Source organism: Rhodococcus sp. 06-1460-1B, from assembly GCF_002258475.1.
Taxonomy (GTDB): domain Bacteria; phylum Actinomycetota; class Actinomycetes; order Mycobacteriales; family Mycobacteriaceae; genus Rhodococcoides; species Rhodococcoides fascians.
In genome coordinates this window covers 81130-105123 of the sequence record NZ_NOYS01000030.1, presented here as the reverse complement: position 1 = coordinate 105123, position 23994 = coordinate 81130, and the positions used below count along the sequence as shown (strand labels likewise).

Sequence of the window (23994 nt, the reverse complement as noted above, 5' to 3'; positions counted from 1 at the left end):
CGGTTGCCGTGACGATCAGGAGACACCGCGAGCATGGCGACGACCAAGGTCACGCAGAAATCGGCAGCGCACGCCGCCGACAGTCACGATCTGATTCGAGTACAGGGCGCGCGGCAGAACAATCTCGCCGACATCAGCGTCGAACTTCCCAAGCGACGCCTCACGGTGTTCACCGGTGTCTCCGGGTCCGGAAAGAGCTCCCTCGTCTTCAGTACCATCGCGGCCGAATCCCAGCGCATGATCAACGAGACCTACAGCGCCTTCGTTCAGGGCTTCATGCCGACTCTCGCGCGGCCCGACGTCGATGTGATGGACGGGCTCACGACGGCCATCATCGTCGATCAACAGCGAATGGGTGCCAATCCCCACTCCACCGTCGGAACCGCCACCGACGCCTATGCCATGCTTCGCATTCTATTCAGCAGAGTGGGGAAGCCGTATATCGGCTCTGCACAGGCTTTTTCGTTCAACGTGGCATCGGTCTCCGGTGCAGGTGCTTACAAGGTGGACAAGGGAGGTCGTCAGACCACCGAGAAGAAGTCCTTCTCCGTCACCGGTGGAATGTGCCCGCGCTGCGAGGGACGCGGCTCGGTCAGCGACTTCGACCTCACCGCCCTGTACGACGCGAGCAAGTCCCTCAACGAGAGCGCCATCACGATTCCCGGCTACAGCATGGAAGGCTGGTACGGCAGGATCTTTCGCGGCTGTGGTTACTTCGACCCCGACAAACCCATTGCGAAGTACACGAAGAAAGAACTCGACGATCTGCTGTATCGCGAGCCTACGAAGATCAAGGTCGAGGGCATCAATCTGACCTATTCCGGCCTGATCCCCCAGATCCAGAAGTCGTTCCTCTCGAAGGACGTCGACGCGATGCAGCCGCATATCCGGGCGTTCGTGGAGCGTGCCATCACGTTCACCACGTGTCCCGAATGCGACGGAACGCGGCTCAACGAGGGTGCCCGATCGTCGAAGATCAAGGGCATCAACATCGCCGACGCCTGCTCCATGCAGATCAGCGATCTGGCCACGTGGGTCGCAGGCCTGAAGGAACCGTCGGTGGCACCGCTGTTGACGACGCTGAGCGAGACCCTGAACTCGTTCGTGGAGATCGGCCTCGGCTACCTGAGCCTGGATCGGCCGTCGGGCACATTGTCGGGCGGAGAAGCGCAGCGTACGAAGATGATTCGACATCTCGGCTCGTCGTTGACAGACGTCACCTACGTGTTCGACGAGCCGACGACGGGTCTCCACCCCCACGACATCGAACGGATGAACAACCTTCTGCTGCAGCTGCGGGACAAGGGAAACACCGTTCTCGTCGTGGAGCACAAGCCGGAAACGATCGCCATCGCAGATCATGTCGTCGACCTGGGGCCCGGTGCCGGCAGTGCGGGCGGCCACGTCTGCTTCGAAGGCACCGTCGACCAACTGAGACAGAGCGATACGGTCACCGGCCGCCATTTCGACGACCGCGCGAGTCTCAAGGATTCGGTTCGCGAGTTCTCGGAGGTGCTCGAGATTCGCGGGGCGGACTCGCACAATCTGCGAGACGTGGACGTCGACGTTCCACTCGGCGTGCTGGTCGTTGTCACCGGGGTGGCAGGCTCCGGTAAGAGCTCGCTGATTCACGGTTCGCTCTCGGGCACCGACGATGTGGTCTCGGTCGATCAAGGTGCCATCCGCGGATCGAGGCGAAGCAACCCCGCGACCTACACGGGTCTGCTCGAACCCATCCGCAAAGCCTTCGCGAAGGAGAATGCGGTCAAACCCGCTCTGTTCAGCTCCAATTCGGAAGGTGCCTGCCCGACGTGCAATGGGGCGGGGGTCATCTACAGCGACCTCGCCATGATGGCCGGCGTTGCCACGACGTGTGAGGTGTGCGAGGGCAAACGGTTTCAAGCTTCGGTACTCGAGTACCATTTCGGCGGGCGAAACATCGACGAGGTGCTGTCCATGTCGGTGGCCGAGGCCGAGGATTTCTTCTCCGACGGACCGGCGAAACTGCTTGCGGCACAAAAGATTCTGCAACGTCTCAACGACGTCGGGCTCGGCTACCTGAAGATCGGCCAGCCGCTGACGACTCTGTCGGGCGGCGAACGGCAACGACTCAAGCTCGCGACACATATGGCCGAGAAGGGTGGGGTGTATGTACTCGACGAGCCGACCACCGGGCTACACCTCGCCGATGTGGACAAACTGCTCGGGTTGCTCGACCGCCTGGTCGATTCGGGTAAGTCGGTGATCGTCATCGAGCACCATCAGGCCGTCATGGCCCACGCCGACTGGATCATCGACCTCGGCCCCGGGGCCGGGCACGACGGCGGCCTCGTGGTGTTCGAGGGCACCCCCGCAGACCTGGTGGCGGACGGATCCACCCTGACCGCGAAGCACCTGGCCGCGTACGTCGGATAGCTGACCAGAACCGAACACTCGATGGAGACGACGTGACGACCCTGCCCGACCGCCCTGCAACTGCGCTGCTGATCGTCGACGTCCAGAACGACGTCATGGCGGCCGCCCACGATCGCACTCGCGTCGTCGACAACATGGTGCGACTGGTCTCGCGAGCGCGAAGGACCGACACACCGGTGATCTGGGTGCAACATTCCTCTGACCGCGAGCTCGTGTCCGGCAGCCCGGGCTGGCAACTCGTGGAGGAACTTCCGATCGACGCCGGAGACGCCTTGGTGCACAAGAAGCATGGAGACGCCTTCGAGGGCGCGTCCTTGGAGGAGGTGCTCGCCGATGCCGAAGTGGGGCATGTGGTGGTTGCCGGCGCGCAAACGGACTTCTGTGTGCGATCGACTCTGCACGGAGCTCTAATTCGTGGGTACGACGTGACTCTGGTCAGCGATGCCCACACGACGGAGAACCTGCCGGACCCCGCCCTGCCCACACCGCAGCAGGTCATCGCGCACACGAACATGTACTGGGACAACCAGACCGCACCCGGCCGAACCGCATCGGCCGTCGCCACAGAGGACGTCACGTTCGTCGGCCGCTATCCTGACGCTCCTATTGTTGCTCTGTTCGACTCGTGCTGATCGGCAACCCGGTCATGCACGCACACCATCTCGATCCGGGACAAACGTAGACTGCCGCCCATGGCACTCGATCACGGCGATCCCGGCGACGCCCCGTCCGTTCCCCCTCCCCTGTCTCCGGTGGTCGCGGACCGTCGCCCCTCGGCGGCCGAGGAGGCGCGCACGATCGCTGCGTCCACCAATATCGCGACGCTGGCCAGCCTGACCGCCGACGGCGATCCATGGGCGTCGTTCGTGACATACGGCTTGCTCGACGGCGCACCCGTGCTGTGCGTGTCGCGGATGGCAGAGCATGGTCGAAATCTCGACGGTGATCCACGAGCAAGTCTGTCGATCGTTGCACCCCAGTCACAGACGGACCCGCTGGCCTCGGGCCGCATCACGCTGGCCGGGGTGGTCGAGCGACCGGCAGGAGCCGAGCTCACTGCCGCACGACAAGCGCATCTCGACGCGGTGCCGGCCGCCAAGTACTACGTGGATTACAGCGACTTCACGCTCTGGGTCATGCGAGTGCATCGGGTGCGATGGGTCGGCGGGTACGGCCGAATGGATTCGGCGACGGCAGGCGCGTACTCCGAGGCGTCCCCGGATCCCGTGTCTCCGTCCTCGGCCTACGCCGTCGAGCACCTCAACGCGGACCATGCGACGTCTCTGTTGGCGATGGCCCGAAAGCTGGGTGGCTACCCGGACGCGACCTCGGCGACGTGTACGGCCGCAGATCGATACGGCCTCGATCTGAACGTCCACACACCGCGCGGTGCGGCCTACACCAGAGTCGGTTACTCCGAGCCCATCGATTCCGCGGACGAGCTGCGCGCTGCAACGGTCGAACTGGCCAAGAGGTCGGCTACCGCCCCGTAGTTCCACAGCGACAGCGAGAGCTGCACGTCGACCGGTAGCTGGGCCCTTGGCGAGACGCTCCGCCCCGGGGCGACTACCGTTGTGGCTACATCGCAACGTCTAGGGAGCAGGTAATGAGCATCCAACCGGTCGAATCGAAGCGTCACCGTGTCGTCGTCATCGGTTCCGGGTTCGGAGGTCTGTTCGGCGTCAAGGCGCTCAAGAAGGCCGACGTCGACATCACCCTCGTCGCAAAGACGACCCACCACCTATTCCAGCCGCTGCTCTACCAGGTGGCCACAGGCATTCTGTCCGTCGGTGAGATCGCTCCCACCACACGCGTCATTCTGCGCAAGCAGAAGAACGCCGAAGTGTTGCTGGGCGACGTGCTGAACATCGATCTCGAAGCCAAGACGGTCACGTCCAAGTTGCTCGAGCGCGTCACCGTTACCCCGTTCGACAGCCTGATCGTGGCCGCCGGTGCCCAGCAGTCGTACTTCGGTAACGACCATTTCGCCGAGTTCGCGCCCGGCATGAAGACAATCGACGATGCACTCGAACTGCGCGGACGCATCCTCGGAGCCTTCGAGCAGGCGGAACTCTCCGACGACCAAGAGGAGAAGGACCGCCTGATGACGTTCGTCGTCGTCGGAGCAGGTCCGACGGGTGTCGAACTCGCAGGGCAAATCGCAGAACTCGCCGACCGCACCCTCGACGGAGCGTTCCGCAACATCGACCCCCGCGACGCGCGCGTCATCCTGCTCGACGCCGCACCTGCCGTCCTTCCCCCGATGGGCGAGAAGCTCGGTCGCAAGGCAGCCGAACGGCTCGAGAAGCTCGGTGTCGAGATCCAGCTCAACGCGATGGTCACCGACGTCGACAACGACGGCTTGACCGTCAAGGAAAAAGACGGAACGACGCGTCGTATCGAGGCTCAGTGCAAGGTCTGGTCCGCGGGCGTGCAGGGCAGCCCCCTCGGCAAGCAGCTGGCCGACCAGTCGGGTTCGGAGACGGACCGCGCCGGCCGAGTTCTGGTGGAACCGGATCTGACTGTCAAGGGTCATCCGAACGTCTTCGTCATCGGCGACTTGATGTCGGTCAAGGACGTTCCCGGCATGGCGCAGGGTGCGATCCAGGGTGCCACCTACGCCGCCAAGCTGATCAAGGCATCGGTCAAGGGGCAGGACGACCCCACCCAGCGAGCACCCTTCAAGTACTTCGACAAGGGCTCCATGGCCACGGTGTCGCGTTTCAATGCGGTGGCGAAGGTCGGCAAGCTGGAGTTCGGTGGCTTCATCGCATGGCTCATGTGGCTCGCCCTCCACCTGTACTACCTGGTGGGGTACCGCAGCCGTATCACCACGGTCATTTCCTGGTTCGTCACGTTCCTCGGTAGAGGCCGTGCTCAGATGGCATCGACGGAGCAGCAGGTGTTCGCGCGGCTTGCCATCGAACAACTGAACTCTCTCGAGAAAGCGGGCGACGTGAACAAGCGGACGGCCGAGGTCGAAGAGGAACGCGAAAAAGCAGCGGGTTGATCCACGCAGCACCCGCAAGGTAAGCGAAGCAGAAAGGGCTCCGTCCGACGCACATCGTCGGAGGAGCCCTTTCTTTCTGCCTTGCCCGATCTATCGGGTCGGCTGAAGGCGATGACCGACGGAGGTACTCAGCGAGCCACCCCCGGCCAAGGACAACCGTACGGTGCCGCCCGCCAGATCGACCTCGGAATCCCGACTGTCCGGATAGCGAAGCGTGCTGGACATCGACATCGGTGCCGACAAGCCGTCGTGCGCCACCGTCCCCTCCCCCAGTTCCACCCGGTGGCGCAACAGCGGCCGGCCTCCCACATCGCAGTGCATCGAACTCGCCCACTGTCCCGCCACCTCGTCGAGCCTGCCGATCTGTACGCGCTCACGCAGCCACAGATCCGAGTCTTGTTCCAGTTCGATGACATTGAGCACCGTATGAGAGGCATCGGAGACGACGACCATCGGCTCGGGGTCGAAGACGAGTGACGCTCCCGCCCCCAGCTCGACGTGCCAGTGCGCCGACGAATGACGTTGTGCTGCACCGGGCATCGCCAAGGACGCCGCCACACTACGCACATCCAGACGAGCGCCGGCAGCCACCGAGATCCTGACGCTGATGGTGTCTCCGCCGAGAGGCGTGGCCGCGGTGCCGATCAAGTGGACGGTGTCGGGCCCCGTCTGCCTACCTGCGAGTCCGCCGACCGATGTGATGCGGGGACTGCGTCGACGACTCGCGTCGATGCGGAGCTCGGTGTGCATCGTTCAGTGCGCGTGGTCGTGTGCGTCGGCGTCGGCGATGACCTTCAATTGCTCACGCACCCAGCCGAGCACCGTCGTTGCTGCGGGATCGTCCGTGAGAGAGATCAGGGCCGTGGGACGACCCTCGCGCACCTGCGCGGCGTCGCGCTCCATCACACCCAGATCCGCACCGACGTACGGCGCGAGATCGGTCTTGTTGACGACGAGCAGGTCGGAGAACGTCACGCCGGGACCACCCTTACGAGGCACCTTGTCTCCTCCCGCGACGTCGACGACAAAAATCTGGACGTCGATCAAACCGGACGAAAACGTGGCGGTGAGATTGTCGCCGCCGGACTCCACCAGAATCAGGTCGAGAGGGGGGTTGTTCTCGATCAGGTCGTCGATCGCGTCGAGATTGGCGGTGATGTCGTCGCGTATCGCGGTATGCGGACAGCCGCCGGTCTGCACGGCCGTGATGCGCTCGTCCGGCAACACTGCGTGCCGCCGCAAGAAGTCGGCATCCTCGGTGGTGTAGATGTCGTTGGTGAGCACGGCCAGAGACAGCTCGTCGCGGAGCTGGCGGCACAAGGCGGCCACCAAGGCGGTCTTGCCCGACCCGACGGGTCCGCCGATTCCCACACGCAAAGCATCGCCTGCGACCCGTGTGCGCTTGGGTCGGTCCAACCCGTGGTCGTGGGGCTCACCGTCGATCAGGTGCGGGGGCATGACATCTCCTTCGGTCGAGAAAACGGTACTGCGGTCGAGAACCGTGTCGGCGGTCGTGAATTCAGGATACGAACAATGGGCGATCGCGGACGGCGTGGGCTTCCGCGAACATGTCCAGCAGCGGATCGGACAACTCCATCAGAACCGGGAGCGATGCGCACGCGGCGTCGGCCACTTCATCGCAGAAGTCCCCCAACCGAATGGTGCACGAGGCAACCTCGGCGGGGTCGAGCGCAAGCAGACGTTGCGCCGCGATCGCCGAGCCGGTCATGGTGATGTACACCTGCACGGCCGCGGTGTCGGCGACGGACAGATCTGCTGCGAGTCCCACGTGCCCGGCCGCGACGGCCAGATGCGGCCGTCGGCCGATGGACTGCCAATCGTGATGCGGCCACGCTGATTTGGCCAATCTGAGCAACCCCCGACCCTGAGCTCGCGACGCAGCTCGCACTGCCGGCGACGGCGTCCGAGCATCGCACTCGGCGTCGGCCGCATCCGTATCCAACGAGCCGAGAACGACCGCACCCGCAATGGACGCCGCCGTGGCTCCCGACGTCCGAATTCGCCGACGCAGAAATGCTTCGAGGGTATCGATGTCGCGCACGAAACCCGACGCGATCGCTTCTTCGACTCCCCCGGAATGGACGTGCCCACCGGTGGGAAGTCGCGAATCTGCAAGCGAGAGAAGGGTTGTGACCTGTCGACGTGCAGCGTACGACGACGCAGTCGACGAGAGGGATCCTAGGGCCATCAGAAGAGGAAATACCGTTGCGCCATCGGCAATTCGGACGCCGGTTGTTCCTTCCACACCTCGCCGTCGATACGCACGGTGAAGGTGTCCGGATCGACTTCGATCTCCGGAAGCGAATCGTTCAGCGGCATATCGGCTTTTCTGATCCCGCGCACGTTCGCAACCGGAACGAGACGGCGATCGCACGCAAGGCGATCGGCCAGACCGTCCTCGATCGCTTGTGGCGCAACGAAATGCAGCGACGTCGCAGCGGCTGCCTTGGGTGACGCTCCGAACATCGGCCGCGGCAGCTCGGGTTGCGGCGTAGGAATGGATGCATTGGCATCGCCCATCGCGGCCCACGCGATCATGCCGCCCTTGATGACCATGTGCGGACGCACACCGAAGAAGGCAGGATCCCACAACACCAGATCGGCGAGCTTGCCCGTTTCGATCGACCCGATCTCCGCATCGAGACCGTGGGCCACGGCCGGACAGATCGTGTACTTCGCGACGTATCGCCTGACCCGATTGTTGTCGGCACCGTTGTCCCCGGGCAGGTATCCGCGACGCGCCTTCATGACATGAGCCGTCTGCCAGGTTCGCAGCACCACCTCACCGATACGTCCCATGGCCTGGGCGTCGCTGCCGATCATCGAGATCGCTCCCATGTCGTGCAGCAAGTCCTCGGCCGCGATGGTCGACGGCCGAATGCGGCTCTCGGCGAACGCCAGATCCTCCGGAATGCTCGGACTGAGGTGATGGCACACCATCAACATGTCGAGATGCTCGTCCAACGTGTTCACGGTGTGCGGACGCGTCGGATTGGTCGAGCTGGGCAGTACGTGTGCTTGCGCGGCAACGGTGATGATGTCGGGAGCGTGTCCGCCGCCTGCACCTTCGGTGTGATAAGCGTGTATTCCACGGCCGTTGATCGCAGCGAGGGTGGTCTCGACGAATCCGGCCTCGTTGAGGGTGTCGGAGTGAAGAGCCGCTTGAACTCCAGCCTCGTCGCACACTCGCAGGCACGCGTCGATCGCGGCGGGAGTCGACCCCCAATCCTCGTGCAACTTGAATCCCGAAGCGCCGCCGCGCAACTGCTCCCACATCGAATCGGGATTGACCGTGTTGCCTTTGCCGAGCAGCACGATGTTCATCGGCCAGTCGTCGAGCGATTCGAGCATCCTGGACAGATGCCACGCACCCGGGGTGACGGTGGTTGCCTTGCTCCCTTCGGCGGGCCCGGTACCACCCGCGATCACCGTGGTGATGCCGCCGCCGAGGGCTTCTTCCTTGATCTGCGGGCAGATGAGGTGCACATGGCAATCGATGCCGCCGGCCGTGACGATCTTTCCGTTGCCCGCGATGATCTCGGTCGATGGCCCGATCACGAGATCCGGATGAACGCCGGTCATGGTGTCGGGATTGCCGGCCTTTCCGAGCGCAACGATCCGACCGTCGCGAATACCGAGGTCTGTCTTGATGATTCCCCAGTAATCGACGACGACGACGCCGGTGATGACGGTATCCGGGGCACCGTCTGCCCGGGTGGCACGAGACTGGCCCATCGACTCACGGATCACTTTGCCGCCGCCGAACACCGCTTCCTCGCCGGCCTTGCCCGGACCGCCACTTCGGTCCTCGGTGATCTCGATCAGAAGGTCGGTGTCGGCCAACCGAATCCGATCACCCGTCGTAGGGCCGAACAACTGGGCGTATCGACTGCGACTCATACGCGCCATCAGCTGTCCAACTTTCCTGGAGGTGTCATGCTCAAGCCGTATACCTCGCGGGTCCCACCGAGGGGCACGAGTTGCACCGTCTGCTCGATGCCCGGCTCGAAGCGCACGGCAGTGCCGGCCGGAATGTCGAGCCGACACCCGTAGGCGCGATCGCGATCGAACTGCAGGGCGGCGTTCGCTTGAGGAAGATGCACGTGACTTCCCACCTGCACCGGTCGATCGCCGCCGTTCACCACCGTCAACGTGATCGATTCGGCGCCATCGTTGATCTCGATATCTCCTGCGACGGTGAAGATCTCACCCGGAACCAGATGGCCGTCTCCGCGCTCGGGCGAGATCGGCTCGTGCACCGTGATCAGTTTCGTTCCGTCGGGAAACGTCGCTTCCACCATCACCTCGGGAAGCAGTTCGGGCACACCACTCAGTACGTCGTCGGCCGTGAGCACTTCCCGGCCCGACGCCATCAGCTCGGCCACGGACTTTCCGTCACGAGCACCCTCGAGGAGGTGATCGGTGATGACCGCGATCGCCTCGGGGTGATTGAGTTTCAGGCCGCGAGCACGGCGCCGCCGCGCGAGTTCGGCGGCGTAGCTGACGAGCAGTCGATCCTGCTCGTGCGGAGACAACCGCATGTAGGTTCTCCGTCCGATCGGTGATGATGCTCGGCAATTCTGACACGCAGTCAGCCCAAGGGCACGGTGACCGACCGATCGAGCAGACCCCGCAGGACATTTCGGTCAACAGAAGGGGCCACGTCCTGCAGTTCGGTGACCCCGAACGCGCCCGCGTCCAGGCCGCGTACCAAGACGCCCGCGAGAGCCTGCGCCGTCGCCGGCTCGTCCATCACATCTCCGCCGCGACGATCGAGGTAGTTGCCCAGCCGAGCTGCGGCGACGGGCATCGCGTGACGAAAGAACTCGAACGTGGCCAACCACCGCGTCACCAGATGACCGGGGTGCATGTCCCACCCCTGGTAGAAGCCCCGCTCGAGGGATCTGGTCACCAGATCGAAGTGGCGCCGCGCCGACGCTGCCACTTGTTCGGAGCTACCGGTCGGAACCACCTGGGTGGACCCGTCGCACACCCACACGCCTGTCTGCGCTGCCGCAACCAACATGATGTTCTTGGCATGGTCTGCCACCGGATGAGCCAGAGATTGCTGCGCCGATGTGATTCCACACGCCGCGCTGTAGTCGTAGGTGCCGTAGTGGAGCGACGTGCAGCGACCATCCGCGCGGGCTATCGCACGCGCCAACGTCGTCGTACCGTCGGCACCGATCACGGCCTGCGGGCTTTCGATCTGCAACTCGAAACGGAGTGCCCGATCGGGAAGACCGTGAGCCCGCTCGAGTTCATCGCACAACGCGACCACGGCCGAAACCTGCTCGACCGCGCGGAGTTTGGGCACTGTGAACACGAACCCGTCGGGCACTCCCCCGGCCCCGTCCAGGACGAGTTCCAGGGTTCGAATGCCACGCCGACGCTCATGAGCGGCAAGGCCTTTCGCACGGATGCCCAGCCACGACGGGCCCGCCGTGTCGCGTGCCAGCGCAGCCAACGCTGCACCTGCTGCCGCGGCGTGACGATCCTCGACGGCGTCGGAGCGCCACCCGTAGCCGTCCTCGAAATCGAACCTGAGGTCCTGGATCGGTGCTGCGTTCAGCCGGTCCCGTACCACCGGTAGAGCATCGGTGGTGCCGAGGCCGGCGAAGGCCTCGGGATGCGCATCGAGCAGGCCGAGGGCTGCGGTTCCCCATGCGGCCGGGATGTTCTCGGACGCCTCGGAGGCCGGGACGTAGACAGTGTGGGAGGGCTGCCCGCCTATTCGGTCTCCCGGATAGTGCTGCGCCAGATCGGCATCGATGGGCTCGAAGAGTGCTTCGATGCGGGCGAACGCGTCGTCGGTCAGCGCTCCGCCGGCGGAAGGGGGAACGACATCGTCGTGTCCGGTCATGGGCTTCACTGTCCCAGACGTGCTGTGTTTTCGATATTCGCCAGCCGCACTTTGCCCTGTGCCACCAGGCGACCGCCCTCGTCGGAGATGTCGACCTGCCAGAGTTGCTGGGTGCGGCCTCGATGGATCGGATGTCCGTGCGCGGCAAGAGAGCCCGAGCGCGTTGCTCGCAGGAAGTCCGTGCTGTTGTTCACCCCGACGACATGACCGCGCGAACCGAACCAGGCCGATCCACCGATGCTGGCAACCGATTCCACCACGGCGCACAGAACACCACCGTGCATGATCCCGGCCGGCTGGTGCAGTTGCGGGGTGACATCCCACTCTGCGCGAACGACGTCGCCGGTCACTTCTCGGTAGGTCAGTCCGACCACGCCGTCGAATCCGCGTCCGCAGAGTTCGGTCAACTGTTCCGGGGTGAGGGTCTCGAAGGGGCTCGCTTCGGTGGTGCCGTTCGAATCGGTCATTGCTCCGCTTCCGGTCGCGTACTGAGAATGTTCGCCGACTGCAGTCGACCCATGACCAGAAATACACGACACTCCGCCCGAGAAAATCGGTGGGCCTCTCGTTCGAGTCGAACGAGAGGCCCACCGTGGCAAGGACCGGGAGACACTGCAGCCCTCAGGTCTCCGGCGCGGTCCGTTGGTATGAAATTAGCATAGGCATACCTCAGTTCGGACGCAAGGCCTTCAGGAGGCGCGTAGGCGCTGCCGGCCCGGGACTCCGACTCGCGATCGCACGGGCGCGCCGGCAGCGACCATTGCGTCGAGCAGTAACTGGCCTCGCCGCGTTCCGGCGGAGGGGCCGGTCCCGGCCAAGATCGGGACGTACGTCGACGCACCGAGGATCGCGTCACCCACCAGCGCCCAGAAGACGCGAGCATCCAGCGGAGCCCGCTCACTGATCGCGCGATAGACAGACCCGAGAGACGTCAGGCACCGATGCGCGGTCCAGACGAGAAGAGCCTGTTCACAGGGCAACGTCACGGTTCCGGGCTCGCCGGCTGCCGGATCCTCCGGCAGCACTCGCAAGATGGGCGACGCAACTCCCGCCCAATCGATTCCCCCGTCGCTGTCCATATGGATCCACAAGTTCTCGATGCCCGGATCCCAGGCACGCGCTTCGAGCACGAGCAGTGCTGCAACCCGTCCGACCACCGCATGAATCAGCGCAGTCGCCACCTGCACCGCCGCAGCGTGCGGCACTTCGAGATCCTCGAGCGAACGGCGGTACATCTGCTCGACGCGACCGTCGTCGAGACCGACCGACAGCTGCCACCAACGCCGCTTGCCCTCGTCGGCCATGGCGGCCACCGCGTACATCCTCGGGTAGTCGGGATTGAGCGCGCGCAGAGTGGAGCACGATTCGGCCAGTAAGGCTCGCCCACCGGATCGGTCCGAGAATCGGTGCACATCGGCCCAGCCCGTGAATGCCGCAGTTGCAACTGACACCTGAACGCTCCTTCTGTTCGTGATCGGTGAACTCGCCCCACCGTCGACCAATGGATGTAGGTTAGCCTAACCAGATACGGCTGCCGAGTCAGGCACCGCTACCCTTACCTCGTGTCGCATGGCGAGCAAGGGTTCCGTAACCTAAACCGTGTCCCTTCGATCCAGCGAGGAGTCACGACCCCAGTGACCACAGCTCCGCTACTCGGCCCTCACGGCTCGCGTCGCTCGCCCGACGAGCGATACGGGACCGAGGACGTGCCCACCGGGCCCGCACCGTGGAGTACACGCACCGCTGCGGCAGGGATCGACGCGCTGATCGTGCTCGTGCCGTTGTTCATCGGGTGGTCGATCGTCGACGCCCTTCGCGACGACAACGGCGGTGGCCAGGCCGACCGTGTCGTGTTCGGAGCCATTTCTCTCTCGGTGGCCGTCGCCTTGTTCGTCTGGAACCGCGGCTACCGCGATGGCAACGAGGGGCAGAGCACAGGTAGACGGTGGATGAGTCTGACGCTCCGCGACACCGACACCACCGGCCCGGTCGGTGTCCGTCGAGCTCTCCGTCGCCAGTTCGGTCTCGGCCGGTCCAGTTCGGAGGTCGTGCGCGAGAAGACCGCTGCAGCGGATGATTTCGAGCCCATTCCCAAGGATGGTTCGGTTGCCGCCATTCGCCGACGCAGACTGCTCGGACTGGCAGTATTGGTCGTCGCTCTGGCCGCCGGCATCTTTGCGAGCATCGCCATCGGTGCCCGACCACTGACGTTCGCCGAGATCGCCCATGCATTGATCGATTCGAACGGCACGGACACCGACATCATCGTGCGGACCTTGCGTGTCCCCCGAACGGTGCTGGCGTTGGTGGTCGGCATCGCGCTCGGTATCGCAGGTGCCCTCATCCAGGGACATACGCGCAACCCGCTGGCCGATGCCAGCTTGCTCGGCCTCAATTCCGGGGCGGCGTTCTTCGTCGTCATGGCCATCTACCTGTTCCGGTTCACCTCTCCGAGCCAGTACCTGTGGTTCGCGTTCGCAGGTTCGGCAGTGGCGAGCGTCGTGGTGTTCGGTCTGTCGTCCATCGGGTCGGGCAGATCGAGTCCGATCAACCTCGCCCTGGCGGGCGCGGGTGTCGCGTTCTTCCTCTCCGCGATGACGAATGCCGTCGTGTTGCTCGACCAGACGAGCCTCGACGGCTACCGCTTCTGGGTGGTGGGATCGGTCGCCGGTCGGGGGCTCGACGTGCTGTGGCAGGTTCTCCCCTTCCTGATTCTCGGTGTGCTGATCGCACTCGCCAGCACCCCGGGCCTGAACGTCATGAGCCTGGGCGAGGACGTAGCGCGATCCCTCGGAACCAACATCGCGGTCACCCGAACCGTCGGAATCCTGGCCATCACTCTGCTGACCGGAGCGGCAACGGCCGCGTGCGGGCCCATTGCCTTCGTCGGCCTCGTCGTTCCGCACATCGCCCGAGCGGTGACCGGACCCGACTACCGCTGGCTCGTGCCCTACGCGGGCCTCATGGGCGGCGTGATGCTGATGATCGCCGACGTCATCGGACGCGTTGTGGTGCGCCCGGGCGAGTTGCAGGTGGGCATCGTCCTCGCACTCTTCGGCGCGCCGTTCTTCATCGCACTGGTACGCCGTAGAAAGTTGGCGAGCCTGTGACCGCCGAGATCCGGTCCCCCGAACCCTCCACGGCCGGTCCCGGCACCGTGCCCGCACGGCCCGCCGTTCGCCTGGGGCGGGTGTCCCTCGTCCGCCGTCCACTGATGGTCGTCACCACCGTCCTCGTGGCTGCCGCCTTGATTCTGGTCATGTGTGTCAACATCGGCCGCGGCGACTTTCCGCTGTCGATCCCCCAGGTGCTCGACGTCCTGCTCGGCGGCGGAACGCGGATCGAACGGTTCATCGTCATGGACCTGCGCCTGCCCCGATCGTTGACGGGCTTGCTCGTCGGAGCAGCCCTGGGAATCTCCGGTGCGATCACACAATCCATCTCTCGAAACGCACTCGCCAGTCCCGATATTCTCGGCATCACCGCCGGTGCCAGTGCTGCAGCCGTCGCGCTGATCGTCCTGGGCGGCGGCGGTACCTTCAGCGGTCTGCTCGCCACCCTCGGTCTGCCACTGGCAGCGCTGATCGGCGGAGTACTCACCGCAATAGCGATCTACTCACTCGCTTGGCGGAAAGGCGTCGACGGCTTTCGCTTCATTCTGGTGGGAATCGCCGTCAACGCCATGCTCACGGCCGTCATCGGGTGGTTGCTGATCAGCGCCGACATCAACGACGTATCGCGCGCGCAGGTCTGGCTCAACGGTTCTCTCAACGGAGCCAACTGGTCGACGGTGTGGCCGGTCGCTGTCGCCGTCGTCATCGTCGGGGGCGCAACCATCGTGTCGACGTTCACGCTGGGAGCACTGCGTCTGGGTGACGACAATGCACGATCGCTCGGAGTGCGGTTGCAGCACAGCCAAGCCGTGATGTTGCTCGCCGCCGTCGCACTCGCTGCCGTTGCGACGGCTGCGGCCGGACCGATCGCGTTCGTCGCACTGGCAGCCCCGCAGATCGCGGTACGGCTCCTTCGAACCCCGGGACCGCCGATCATCGCCTCGGCATTACTGGGCGGACTGCTGGTAGTGGCGAGTGATCTCATCGCGCGGACGATCCTGCCGGTGGAACTGCCGGTCGGCATCGTCACCTCGGCACTCGGTGGACCATTCCTTCTGTACCTTCTCGTGCGCAGTAATCGAAAGGCTTCCGTATGACAATCAGCCACGCCTCGCGTTTGGTCGCAGACGATCTCAGCCTCGGTTACGGCGACCGGACCATCATCGAGCACCTCGACCTCGCGATTCACACCGGAGTGATCACCACCGTCATCGGCCCGAACGGCTGCGGCAAGTCGACCCTGTTGCGGTCGCTCGGACGCCTGCTCAAGCCCAAAGCCGGAAGCGTGATGCTCGACGGCCGGGCGATCTCCTCGATGAAGACCAAAGAGGTTGCCCGAACCCTGGGCATGCTGCCGCAGGCACCTACTGCTCCGGAAGGACTGACCGTCGCCGACCTGGTCTCGCGCGGTCGTCACCCCCATCAGTCGTGGATAAGGCAGTGGAGCTCGGACGACGAGGCAGAAGTGGCCAACGCACTCGAACTCACCGGCGTCGGCGACCTCGCCGACCGTCCCGTCGACGAGCTGTCCGGTGGTCAACGGCAACGCGCCTGGATTTCGATGGCACTGGCGCAAGGCACCGACATCCTGCTGTTGGACGAGCCGACCACCTACCTCGACCTCGCCCACTCGATCGAGGTACTCGACCTCGTCGATCGCCTGCACGAGGAGCTCGGCCGCACCATCGTCATGGTGTTGCACGATCTCAACCTCGCACTGCGATACAGCGACCAGTTGATCGTCATGAAGCAAGGAACCATCGTCACGTCCGGTCGCCCTCAGGACGTCATCTCGGAGGAACTACTGCTCGACGTGTTCGGACTCGAGGCAGCCGTGATCGACGATCCCATGTCGGATCGCCCGCTCATCGTTCCGATCGGAACTCGCCACGTGTACGGGTCGGTCGGTGGTCCGGTGAAGTCGGACAGGCGTTCCGGGACACCGGACTCGCGGGCCGTCTAGCGCAGAGCGTCACCGCTCGATCATCGTTCGGACGAGCTTGAAGCCCTGACCGATGGACACGTCGGGCAGGTAGGCCCGGCCGATTGCGTTGCCGATACTGGGCAGGGCGGCCGGATCGGCGAACGTCATGTGCATCGGCTCGTAGCGCGGCTGGAATTTGGATTTGAATGCCAGCAGAGACCGGAACCCGTAGACAGGTTCGAGGGTGCGCCCGAGTACATCGAGCAACCGTTCGAGCAAGCCGGACAGCGTCGACTGCTCGGCGCTGGACACGTGCTCGGGCTGCTTCTCGTCGACTTTGGCCAGAGGTGCACCGGACAGGCTCAGGAACCTGGCCCCCTCCTGCTCGAGGAGCAAGGCGGCAGAGGCGATGAGAAACTCCATTGTCGGCCGAAAACCTTCCGACCGTCTCCGCATGAAATCGAGCGTCCACCCGACGATGACGCCGTCCTCGTAGACGGGCATCCACGACGTGACCCCGTGCACGGTTCGATGTTCGTCGACGGCAATCAGGCATCGCACGTTCTCGTCGTCGACCTCCTCGAGACCGCCGAGGGTGAAGCCCATCTCCGGCATCCCCTTGTCTGCTACCCACTCCTCGGAGATCGCGGTGATCTGATCGGTGATGGCCAGTGGAGCGGTGGGAAACCGAATCCACTCCGCGACGACGCCTGCCTTCTTCGCTCGATTGAGCGCAGTACGAACATCCTGGAACCGCTTGCCGGTGAACGCGATCCCGTCCAGATCGAGCACGGTCTCCTCACCGACCTGGATACCGCCCCATCCCAGAGAATCGGTGATACGCCGGACGGCCGGGGTGACGGAGTAGAAACACGGAATCCACCCGTTCTTCGACGCGAATTCGGCAAACTCGACGACGTTGTCTCGCAACGATTCTCGCGGCCCGACGGGATCTCCGGTGGTCAAAGCCACGCCGGAAATGACGCGATACGCCACGTAGCTGCGGCCGTCGGCGCTGAACCAGTACTTGTTCCCTCGCCAGGTCGTCATCCACGACAGCGCCGAGCCGCTGCTCGACATCAGCACGCTGCGAGCCCGTTCGGTGGCATCGGTCTCCGGGCCGTACACCGGTGTGAGGAAGGTGCTGATCGTGAGCGCACACACCACGACCCAGAACACGACGCCGGTCCACTCGAACAGCAAGGTGGTCGGGGTGCTCTGGGGTAGAAGGGCGGGCTCGAGCCACTGCAGATAGACCGGCGGAACCAGCCTCTGCGGGAAATCGATCAGCAATCCGCCGAAGGACGGCGAGTCGGCGAAACCGCCGCGACCGAGATAGCCACCGATCGAGTAGATCAGGCCGAGTCCTACTACGGCGGCCACGACGGACGCGGCCCAGCGTCGGTACGTGCCAGCCGGTGCCGACACGTCGAAGAACTTCCGAGTGACGATCAGGACCAGCAGGACGATCAGGGGCAGAAGGAAGGGCACGGCAGTGCGGTAGGCAGTGGGAGATTCCAGCCCGTAGAACAACGATTCGTCGTCACCGGCTTCGAGGAATCGGATGGCGTAGTTCGCCACCGACAGCGCGAGCAGAACCACCTGCGAGATCACTGCCATCGCCCACGCGAACCGTCGACCGCGGCGCAAACCGTCACTGACCACCAAGAGGAACAGCGACGGCATGATGCTCAGGATCGTCGGCCCGACTCCTCCGAGCCTGAGGTCGAGCAGCCCGCGGCGGCATTCCACCGGATCGGTCGTGGCATCGGCGCAGATCTCACGAACCTCGGCAGCTGTGTACGGCACACCGCGAACCACGTCGCGAAGCACCGCGAACGGCCCCACGGCATTGGGGCTCAAGGCCGCCAGCACCGGACCGAGGGCACTGGCGGCGACGATCAGCGCGACCAGCACACGTCCTTCACGCTGCGTTCCCGCCAATCTCGGACCGCGCGCCGAGCGGCCGACGATCCACGGGCCCACGATCAGACCGATCACCGCTGCCGCCAACCGAACGACGTCCTGAAGATGACCGCCGAACAAGGCCAGGGTCACCAGAAGGGTCAGAAGTCCGACGCGAATCCGCCTGCGCCACAGCGTGTCCATCCGCGACGTGGCAACCAGCACAACGCCGCAGACCCATGTCGTCGGGCCCACGGCCGTACCTACGTGCAGGCGGAAACCCCAATCCTCGTCGACGGTCTTTGCCAGCACGGCCAGGCCCAGCCCGAACAACGACCCCGCAACCTGCGTCACGAATGCGGCTACCGCGAACCGACGGGAACCGATACGACGTTCGATCGGGGCAGCAGCGAGGAGCACCGCAACGGCCGCCACCACGCAGCCCGCGATATTCGGCGCTGCCAGACCAGATGTCAGCGGCGTCCAGAGATGCCAGTGCTCGAACGGGACGATGCCGACCGCGAAGTACCTGTCGACCTGACCACGGCCGTCCGACACGACGGCATACATCCCCGAAAGCCAAACCACGGCGAGCAGGGTGAAGCTGACCGGGGCACCCACGGCACCGAACAGGATCAGCGACCACAATCGCCGCGACTGCCGCATCGTCGCCGAGGCGGCGGATCTCACGACGGCCACCTTCTCGGACATCCACGTCGGTGCCGCAGCATCGATCGCTTCCGTCGAACTCCCCGACTCGTCGGCGTTCACGCCGTCAGTCCTGTTCTCGTAGCCAGCCACGGCAGTTCTCGACGTAAGCCTTCGGACCACACCGCGAAGCTGTGTCCCCCTGGTACCTCCACGTACTGCACATCCATTCCAGCGGCCTTCGCCGCGTCGTACATCTCCTGCTGGCCCGGTTGGTAATCCTTGTCCTCGGACCCCACGACGAAAATACCGGCAGAGTCCGGGTATCGACGCGATTTCAGCAGGTCGAGAGGGTTGATCGCGGTGAACGCTGCGGCGTTGCCGCCGAACGCCTGCTGCACGGTTCGATCTCGATCGCCGAGGGTCGGCTCGCGCTGACCCGACAGGTCGAGAAACGTGGGATAGACCTCGGGATGATTGGTGGCCATCTGTATCGAGCACGTTCCGCCGTAGGACAATCCGCCGATCGCCCAATGAGCACGGTTTCGATCCACCTGTAGGGAGTTGTCGATCCAATCGGGAACGTCACGTGCGAGGTAGGTGGCCGCATTGCCGAGTGTCGAATCCACGCAGAGCGGATTGGCGATCGACGAGCCGGTGCCGTCGGCCACGACCACCACCGGTGCCAAACCGGCATGATCACGCGCGAAGTTGTCCATGGTCTCGGCGAGCTTGCCCCCGTTGAACCAGTCTTCGGGTGCGCCGGGCTGGCCGGCGAGCAGTACGAGGACAGGAAGGAGCGGACGGGGATCGGCGAAATAGGCCGGCGGTAGGTAGATCTGGGCGTCTCGCGCCGTGAAGTTCGACGCGGTGGCAGGAATGGTGGCGGAGGTGACGCGGCCGGCGGAAGGCAGGTCGGCAGGTGCGGACCAGGCAGATTCCAGGGGTGTGCCGGTGACGGTGTCGGAGACCGGAGGCGGCACGTCCGAGAACGCTATGCGCTCGGCCGACTCGACACCGAGCGCATTTCCCACGGTCGGATACGCATCGAATTCGAGGTTGACGTGCAGAGCAGACGTTGCCACCACGAGTACCGCCGCCAGCACCGACAACACTGTGCCGACCACGCCGCGGGCAGCGATCGACCGTGGTACGAGTGCGAACAGGGCAGCCACACCCACCCCGATCCACACGTAGATCGACATGTCGATCGGATCGGGGAACGGACGCCATACTTTTTCGACCACTACGTAACCGATGGCCGTGACGACGATCGCCGCGGTGGCAGCGATCGGCAGCGCACGCCTGGCGTACCGACGCGACCTCGAGACCAGCAACCACAGTCCGCCGGCGGCACCGAGCACGGACACGATCACCGGCAGTGGCCCATCGAGCAACGACAGTGAATCGAACCACTTCACGCGAGGTCTCCACTCATCTTTCCGACTCGGCCCAGCGGCACCAACTCTCGACAGAGTATGCCCACGGACCCGCTCACGGTCACGACCCGCCGACGCCACTCGACCGCGGCTATGACCGAGACCACAGCACTCGGACGGTAGTTACTACTACGAGTAGTACGCATCCGCGTCGGACTGGCCGTAGACTCGGAGGAATGGCTGGCCTTGGTGAATTGGAACGCGCAGTAATGGACCATCTGTGGGAATCGACGGAGCCGCAGACCGTTCGTCAGGTCCACGAGGCCCTTGCGACTCATCGTGAACTCGCGTACACGACCGTGATGACGGTCCTGCAGCGTCTGGCGAAGAAAAGTTTGGTCGTCCAGCAGCGCGACGACCGAGCTCACCGCTACGCCCCGGTCCATGGTCGCGACGAGTTGGTCGCGAGCCTGATGGTCGACGCGTTGTCCCAGGCCCCCGCCTCCGGCGGTCGTGCAGCTGCCCTCGTGCACTTCGTCGGGCAGGTCGGAGCAGATGAGGCCGCCGCCCTCCGTGAAGCACTCGCGGCGCTGGAAGTGGCACAATCGACGACAGAGTCACCTTCTGCTGCAGAAGGCCGTCCGACGGACTGAGGCTCCTCGTAGTAAGTGAGGACATGAACTCCACCACTGCGCTGGTATTCGCGATACTCGCGCTGATCCTGGCTGGACCTGTGCCGGCGATGCTCGCCCGCGCGAGCTGGCCGTACCGGTCGCCTCGCGCTGCTCTGGTGCTGTGGCAGGCCATCGCCCTCGCGGCCGTGTTGTCGGCCTTCAGTTCCGGCCTCGCAATCGGCGGATTGCTGCTCGTGCCGGGCCCCGACGGCCGTCCGACCACGGCTCCGACCGACGAGATCGACGCCTTGGGCCTGCCTCTGTGGACCTTGTACGTGGTGGTGCTCGCGATCACTCTGGGCATCGGAGCGAAACTGATGTTCTCGGTGGCTCAGGTGGCGGTGCGTACCCGCCGTCGCCGCTCCCGTCATCGCATGTTGGTCGATCTGCTCGACCGGACCGACAAGAGCGACAATCCGTTCAGGGGCCTGCGTGATGCAGACATCCGGGTTCTGGACGCGGCGGAACCGATTGCGTATTGCCTGCCCGGACTACGGCAGCGGGTGGTGCTGAGCCGCGGAACGCTTGCCAGCCTCTCCGAAGCGGAGGTGACCGCGATCCTTAGCCACGAGCGATCACACCTACGATCCCGGCACGACCTCGTGCTGGAAGCATTCACCGCGGTCAACGAGGCGTTCCCCAGAATCGTTCGTAGCAAGTCCGCCCTGAGCAGCGTTCAGTTGTTGGTCGAACTGCTGGCCGATGACACGGCGGTCAAGGTCACCGGACCCACCCCTCTCGCGCGCGCACTCGTGACGTGCGCCGGATCCACCGCACCGCGGGGTGCCATGGCAGCCGGCGGACCGCACACACTCATTCGCGTCCAGCGGTTGAGCGGGCCGGGCAGCGATGTCCGGATCGCCGCTGTGGCATATCTGGCCGCCGTCGTCATACTCGTACTGCCGACCATCTACGTCGCGATGCCGTGGCTCGAAGAGCTGAGCAAGCTCCTCGGCTGATCGAAGGCCACCACACCGAGGGGTCACGCAGGTCACACCCATCCGGGTGAACAAATGGCGGTACGTCCCGTACAGTAGAACTCGGTCGCCATCGCGACCAAGCAATCGAAATGGCACAAACAGCCCCACTTTATGCAGGTTCGACCTGCGTACCGATGGCCAGGTGACAGTGCCCTGGCTCGTATCAATGTGTTCTGGCTGTTTTTCGTGTTTCCCTTCTCGTCGGGTCTCTCAGCTTCGGGCTTATTGGCGTGCCCGCAATCCGGAGAGGCTTTACTGCGTGACCAACGCTGTTTCCAATACCACCGTTTCCCCCGAGTCCGACTCGACGGCCGTACCGACGCCCGCAGCGGCACCGGCGTTCACATTCGCCGAGCTCGGTCTGCCCGAGGCAGTCGTCGCGGCTCTCGCTCGTAACTCGATCACCGTGCCGTCCCCCATCCAGGAAAAGGCGCTTCCCGACGCCATCGCCGGCAAGAACGTCCTCGGTCGCGCGCAGACAGGTTCGGGCAAGACCCTCGCCTTCGGCCTGCCGATCCTGCAGCGCCTGTCGCTGCACACCGATCGACCGGCCGCCAAGCGCCCGCGTTCGCTCGTACTGGTTCCCACCCGCGAACTCGCGTTCCAGGTAGTCGAGTCGCTCGCTCCCTACGCCAACGCACAGGGCCTCCGGGTCATGCCTGCCGTCGGCGGCACCCCGTTCAACAAGCAGGTCGAGCAGCTTCGCCGCGGAGTCGACGTACTGGTCGCCACTCCGGGACGACTGGCAGATCACCTGCGTCAGGGCACCTGCATCCTCGACTCCATCGAGATCACCGCGCTCGACGAGGCCGATCAGATGGCCGACATGGGCTTCCTGCCCGAGGTGCGCGCCGTACTCGCCGATACACCCGCAGACGGCCAGCGGATGCTGTTCTCGGCCACCCTCGACCGCGAGGTCCAGTCATTGGTTCGCCAGTTCCTGCCCGACCACGTCGAGCACTCCACCCAGGACGGCAAGGCCAGCGTCCGAACCATGGACCACTACGTCCTCATGGTCGACCGCGGCCAGAAGGATCTGGTGCTCTCGGAGATCGGTGCCCGTGAAGGCGGCCGCACCATCATGTTCGCGCGCACCAAGCTGGGCTGCGACGGCATCACCGATCGCCTGCGCGCCCTCGGCATCGCTGCAGAGTCGCTGCACGGCGGCAAGGCACAGAACCAGCGCACCCGAGTGCTCGAGCGATTCAAGAACGGTCGCACCCCTGTGCTCGTGGCCACCGACGTCGCGGCCCGCGGAATTCACGTCGACGGAATCGACCTGGTCGTACACGTAGATCCGCCCGCCGACCACAAGGACTACCTGCACCGCGCCGGCCGCACGGCACGCGCCGGAGAAAAGGGCACCGTCGTCGCGATCGTGCTCCCCAATCAGCGTCGTCAGGTTCTGCGTTTGACCGGGATGGCCGGCGTCAAGGCCACCGCGGTCAACGTCTCCCCCGGTTCGGCCGAACTCAACAGCATCACCGGCGCCAAGAAGCCGACCGGTGAGCCGTTGCGTGCCGAATCCACCCCGCGTGATCGCAACAGCCGCCCGCGCACCGGTGGCTACCAGGGGTCCAACCCCCGCAGCGGTGGCTACCAGGGTTCCAACCCGCGCAGCGAAGGCGGCTACCAGGGTGACCGTCCCCGCACCGGATACCAGGGATCGAGCCCTCGCACCGGCGGCTACCAGGGATCCAACCCGCGCAGCGAAGGCGGCTACCAGGGTGACCGTCCCCGCACGGGATACCAGGGATCGAGCCCTCGCACCGGCGGCTACCAGGGATCCAACCCGCGCAGCGAAGGCGGCTACCAGGGTGACCGCCCGCGTCGCTCCGACTCGAGCTCGTACCGCGGCTCAGAGGGTCGCGGTTACGAAGGTCGCGGCTCGGACAACCGTGGCTCGGACAACCGTCGTCCCGCATCCGCCCCGCGCCAGGACGAGAACCGATCGGGTGGGTTCCGTAGCCGCACCGAGCGTCGTTCGTACGACGGTTTCGACGGGCCTGCACGCAGCCACTGATCCATTGTTCGAGGCGAAGTCCTGATTGGACGGGCTTCG

General features: G+C 64.8%; 20 protein-coding genes. 10 read left to right on the top strand and 10 right to left on the bottom strand.

The features are described 5' to 3' along the window. Positions 1-33 precede the first annotated feature (33 nt). The 4 genes from CH268_RS16595 (at position 34) to CH268_RS16580 (ending at position 5425) form a co-directional block, all read left to right on the top strand. Positions 34-2415 carry an ATP-binding cassette domain-containing protein gene (locus CH268_RS16595; protein WP_094665140.1) on the top strand — a complete coding sequence of 794 codons (2382 nt, stop codon included), beginning with the start codon at positions 34-36 and terminating at the stop codon, positions 2413-2415. A 32-nt stretch (positions 2416-2447) separates the two neighbouring features. Beyond that, positions 2448-3047 carry an isochorismatase family protein gene (locus tag CH268_RS16590; protein ID WP_094665138.1) on the top strand — a complete coding sequence of 200 codons (600 nt, stop codon included), beginning with the start codon at positions 2448-2450 and terminating at the stop codon, positions 3045-3047. 60 nt (positions 3048-3107) lie between these two features. Next, entirely contained in the window at positions 3108-3908 is an 801-nt protein-coding gene (locus CH268_RS16585) for a HugZ family pyridoxamine 5'-phosphate oxidase (protein WP_094665136.1), read from the top strand. Positions 3909-4021: 113 nt separating this feature from the next. Then, a complete protein-coding gene (locus CH268_RS16580; protein ID WP_032366182.1) occupies positions 4022-5425 on the top strand; it encodes an NAD(P)/FAD-dependent oxidoreductase in 1404 nt (467 codons plus the stop codon). Between the two features lie 90 nt (positions 5426-5515). On the opposite strand, the gene CH268_RS16575 is transcribed toward CH268_RS16580, so the two are convergent. The 8 genes from CH268_RS16575 to CH268_RS16540 all read right to left on the bottom strand — a co-directional run bounded on the left by CH268_RS16575 (position 5516) and on the right by CH268_RS16540 (position 12760). Further along, positions 5516-6175, bottom strand: coding sequence for an urease accessory protein UreD (locus tag CH268_RS16575; protein ID WP_032370565.1), 660 nt, complete (start codon positions 6173-6175; stop codon positions 5516-5518). A 3-nt stretch (positions 6176-6178) separates the two neighbouring features. Then, positions 6179-6883, bottom strand: coding sequence for an urease accessory protein UreG (gene ureG, locus CH268_RS16570; RefSeq protein WP_032370566.1), 705 nt, complete (start codon positions 6881-6883; stop codon positions 6179-6181). A 61-nt stretch (positions 6884-6944) separates the two neighbouring features. Beyond that, positions 6945-7634: an urease accessory protein UreF gene (locus CH268_RS16565; RefSeq protein ID WP_052060889.1), complete on the bottom strand. Its 690-nt coding sequence runs from the start codon at positions 7632-7634 to the stop codon at positions 6945-6947. Further along, positions 7634-9355, bottom strand: a complete 1722-nt coding sequence (locus CH268_RS16560) for an urease subunit alpha (RefSeq protein WP_094665134.1) — start codon at positions 9353-9355, stop codon at positions 7634-7636. Before CH268_RS16560 ends, CH268_RS16565 begins: the two co-directional genes overlap by 1 nt. Continuing rightward, positions 9355-9987: an urease subunit gamma gene (locus tag CH268_RS16555; protein WP_048320343.1), complete on the bottom strand. Its 633-nt coding sequence runs from the start codon at positions 9985-9987 to the stop codon at positions 9355-9357. Before CH268_RS16555 ends, CH268_RS16560 begins: the two co-directional genes overlap by 1 nt. A 50-nt stretch (positions 9988-10037) precedes the next feature. Beyond that, entirely contained in the window at positions 10038-11309 is a 1272-nt protein-coding gene (locus tag CH268_RS16550; protein WP_094665348.1) for a DUF6986 family protein, read from the bottom strand. A gap of 5 nt (positions 11310-11314) precedes the next feature. After that, positions 11315-11776, bottom strand: a complete 462-nt coding sequence (locus CH268_RS16545; RefSeq protein ID WP_027497142.1) for a PaaI family thioesterase — start codon at positions 11774-11776, stop codon at positions 11315-11317. A gap of 222 nt (positions 11777-11998) precedes the next feature. Next, positions 11999-12760 (bottom strand): hypothetical protein, encoded by a 762-nt coding sequence (locus tag CH268_RS16540; protein ID WP_094665132.1) that lies wholly within the window; start codon positions 12758-12760, stop codon positions 11999-12001. A gap of 183 nt (positions 12761-12943) precedes the next feature. On the opposite strand from CH268_RS16540, the gene CH268_RS16535 reads away from it, so the two are divergent. From CH268_RS16535 to CH268_RS16525, 3 genes are read left to right on the top strand one after another with little or no spacing between them, the layout of a single operon-like run. Continuing rightward, positions 12944-14419 (top strand): iron chelate uptake ABC transporter family permease subunit, encoded by a 1476-nt coding sequence (locus tag CH268_RS16535; RefSeq protein ID WP_094665130.1) that lies wholly within the window; start codon positions 12944-12946, stop codon positions 14417-14419. A gap of 47 nt (positions 14420-14466) precedes the next feature. Then, the gene (locus CH268_RS16530) at positions 14467-15519 is read left to right on the top strand and encodes a FecCD family ABC transporter permease (protein ID WP_174557250.1); all 1053 of its coding nucleotides are present in this window, start codon (positions 14467-14469) and stop codon (positions 15517-15519) included. Beyond that, on the top strand, positions 15516-16385 hold the full coding sequence (locus tag CH268_RS16525) for an ABC transporter ATP-binding protein (RefSeq protein WP_027497146.1): 870 nt from the start codon (positions 15516-15518) through the stop codon (positions 16383-16385). The genes CH268_RS16530 and CH268_RS16525 overlap by 4 nt, the downstream gene beginning before the upstream one ends. A gap of 9 nt (positions 16386-16394) precedes the next feature. Here the strand turns inward: CH268_RS16525 and CH268_RS16520 are convergent, their stop codons facing one another. Both CH268_RS16520 and CH268_RS16515 read right to left on the bottom strand, forming a co-directional pair. Further along, on the bottom strand, positions 16395-18917 hold the full coding sequence (locus tag CH268_RS16520; RefSeq protein WP_094665346.1) for a bifunctional lysylphosphatidylglycerol flippase/synthetase MprF: 2523 nt from the start codon (positions 18915-18917) through the stop codon (positions 16395-16397). A gap of 101 nt (positions 18918-19018) precedes the next feature. Continuing rightward, positions 19019-20320 (bottom strand): alpha/beta hydrolase, encoded by a 1302-nt coding sequence (locus tag CH268_RS16515; protein WP_094665128.1) that lies wholly within the window; start codon positions 20318-20320, stop codon positions 19019-19021. A gap of 194 nt (positions 20321-20514) precedes the next feature. On the opposite strand from CH268_RS16515, the gene CH268_RS16510 reads away from it, so the two are divergent. The 3 genes from CH268_RS16510 (at position 20515) to CH268_RS16500 (ending at position 23955) form a co-directional block, all read left to right on the top strand. Beyond that, positions 20515-20931, top strand: a complete 417-nt coding sequence (locus CH268_RS16510; protein ID WP_032366177.1) for a BlaI/MecI/CopY family transcriptional regulator — start codon at positions 20515-20517, stop codon at positions 20929-20931. 23 nt (positions 20932-20954) lie between these two features. Further along, complete coding sequence (locus tag CH268_RS16505; protein ID WP_032383817.1) at positions 20955-21911, top strand: M56 family metallopeptidase; 957 nt, start codon at positions 20955-20957, stop codon at positions 21909-21911. A 280-nt stretch (positions 21912-22191) separates the two neighbouring features. Then, positions 22192-23955 (top strand): DEAD/DEAH box helicase, encoded by a 1764-nt coding sequence (locus CH268_RS16500; protein ID WP_032370571.1) that lies wholly within the window; start codon positions 22192-22194, stop codon positions 23953-23955. Positions 23956-23994 lie beyond the last annotated feature (39 nt).

Bases quoted from the DNA above. Each gene is read 5' to 3' on its own strand.
- CH268_RS16575 (WP_032370565.1), bottom strand. From the start codon at position 6,175: ATGCACACCGAGCTCCGCATCGACGCGAGTCGTCGACGCAGTCCCCGC.
- CH268_RS16585 (WP_094665136.1), top strand. From the start codon at position 3,108: ATGGCACTCGATCACGGCGATCCCGGCGACGCCCCGTCCGTTCCCCCT.
- CH268_RS16545 (WP_027497142.1), bottom strand. From the start codon at position 11,776: ATGACCGATTCGAACGGCACCACCGAAGCGAGCCCCTTCGAGACCCTC.
- CH268_RS16525 (WP_027497146.1), top strand. From the start codon at position 15,516: ATGACAATCAGCCACGCCTCGCGTTTGGTCGCAGACGATCTCAGCCTC.
- ureG (WP_032370566.1), bottom strand. From the start codon at position 6,883: ATGCCCCCGCACCTGATCGACGGTGAGCCCCACGACCACGGGTTGGAC.
- CH268_RS16550 (WP_094665348.1), bottom strand. From the start codon at position 11,309: ATGACCGGACACGACGATGTCGTTCCCCCTTCCGCCGGCGGAGCGCTG.
- CH268_RS16505 (WP_032383817.1), top strand. From the start codon at position 20,955: ATGAACTCCACCACTGCGCTGGTATTCGCGATACTCGCGCTGATCCTG.
- CH268_RS16510 (WP_032366177.1), top strand. From the start codon at position 20,515: ATGGCTGGCCTTGGTGAATTGGAACGCGCAGTAATGGACCATCTGTGG.
- CH268_RS16595 (WP_094665140.1), top strand. From the start codon at position 34: ATGGCGACGACCAAGGTCACGCAGAAATCGGCAGCGCACGCCGCCGAC.
- CH268_RS16580 (WP_032366182.1), top strand. From the start codon at position 4,022: ATGAGCATCCAACCGGTCGAATCGAAGCGTCACCGTGTCGTCGTCATC.
- CH268_RS16560 (WP_094665134.1), bottom strand. From the start codon at position 9,355: ATGGCGCGTATGAGTCGCAGTCGATACGCCCAGTTGTTCGGCCCTACG.
- CH268_RS16520 (WP_094665346.1), bottom strand. From the start codon at position 18,917: ATGCGGCAGTCGCGGCGATTGTGGTCGCTGATCCTGTTCGGTGCCGTG.
- CH268_RS16555 (WP_048320343.1), bottom strand. From the start codon at position 9,987: ATGCGGTTGTCTCCGCACGAGCAGGATCGACTGCTCGTCAGCTACGCC.
- CH268_RS16565 (WP_052060889.1), bottom strand. From the start codon at position 7,634: ATGGCCCTAGGATCCCTCTCGTCGACTGCGTCGTCGTACGCTGCACGT.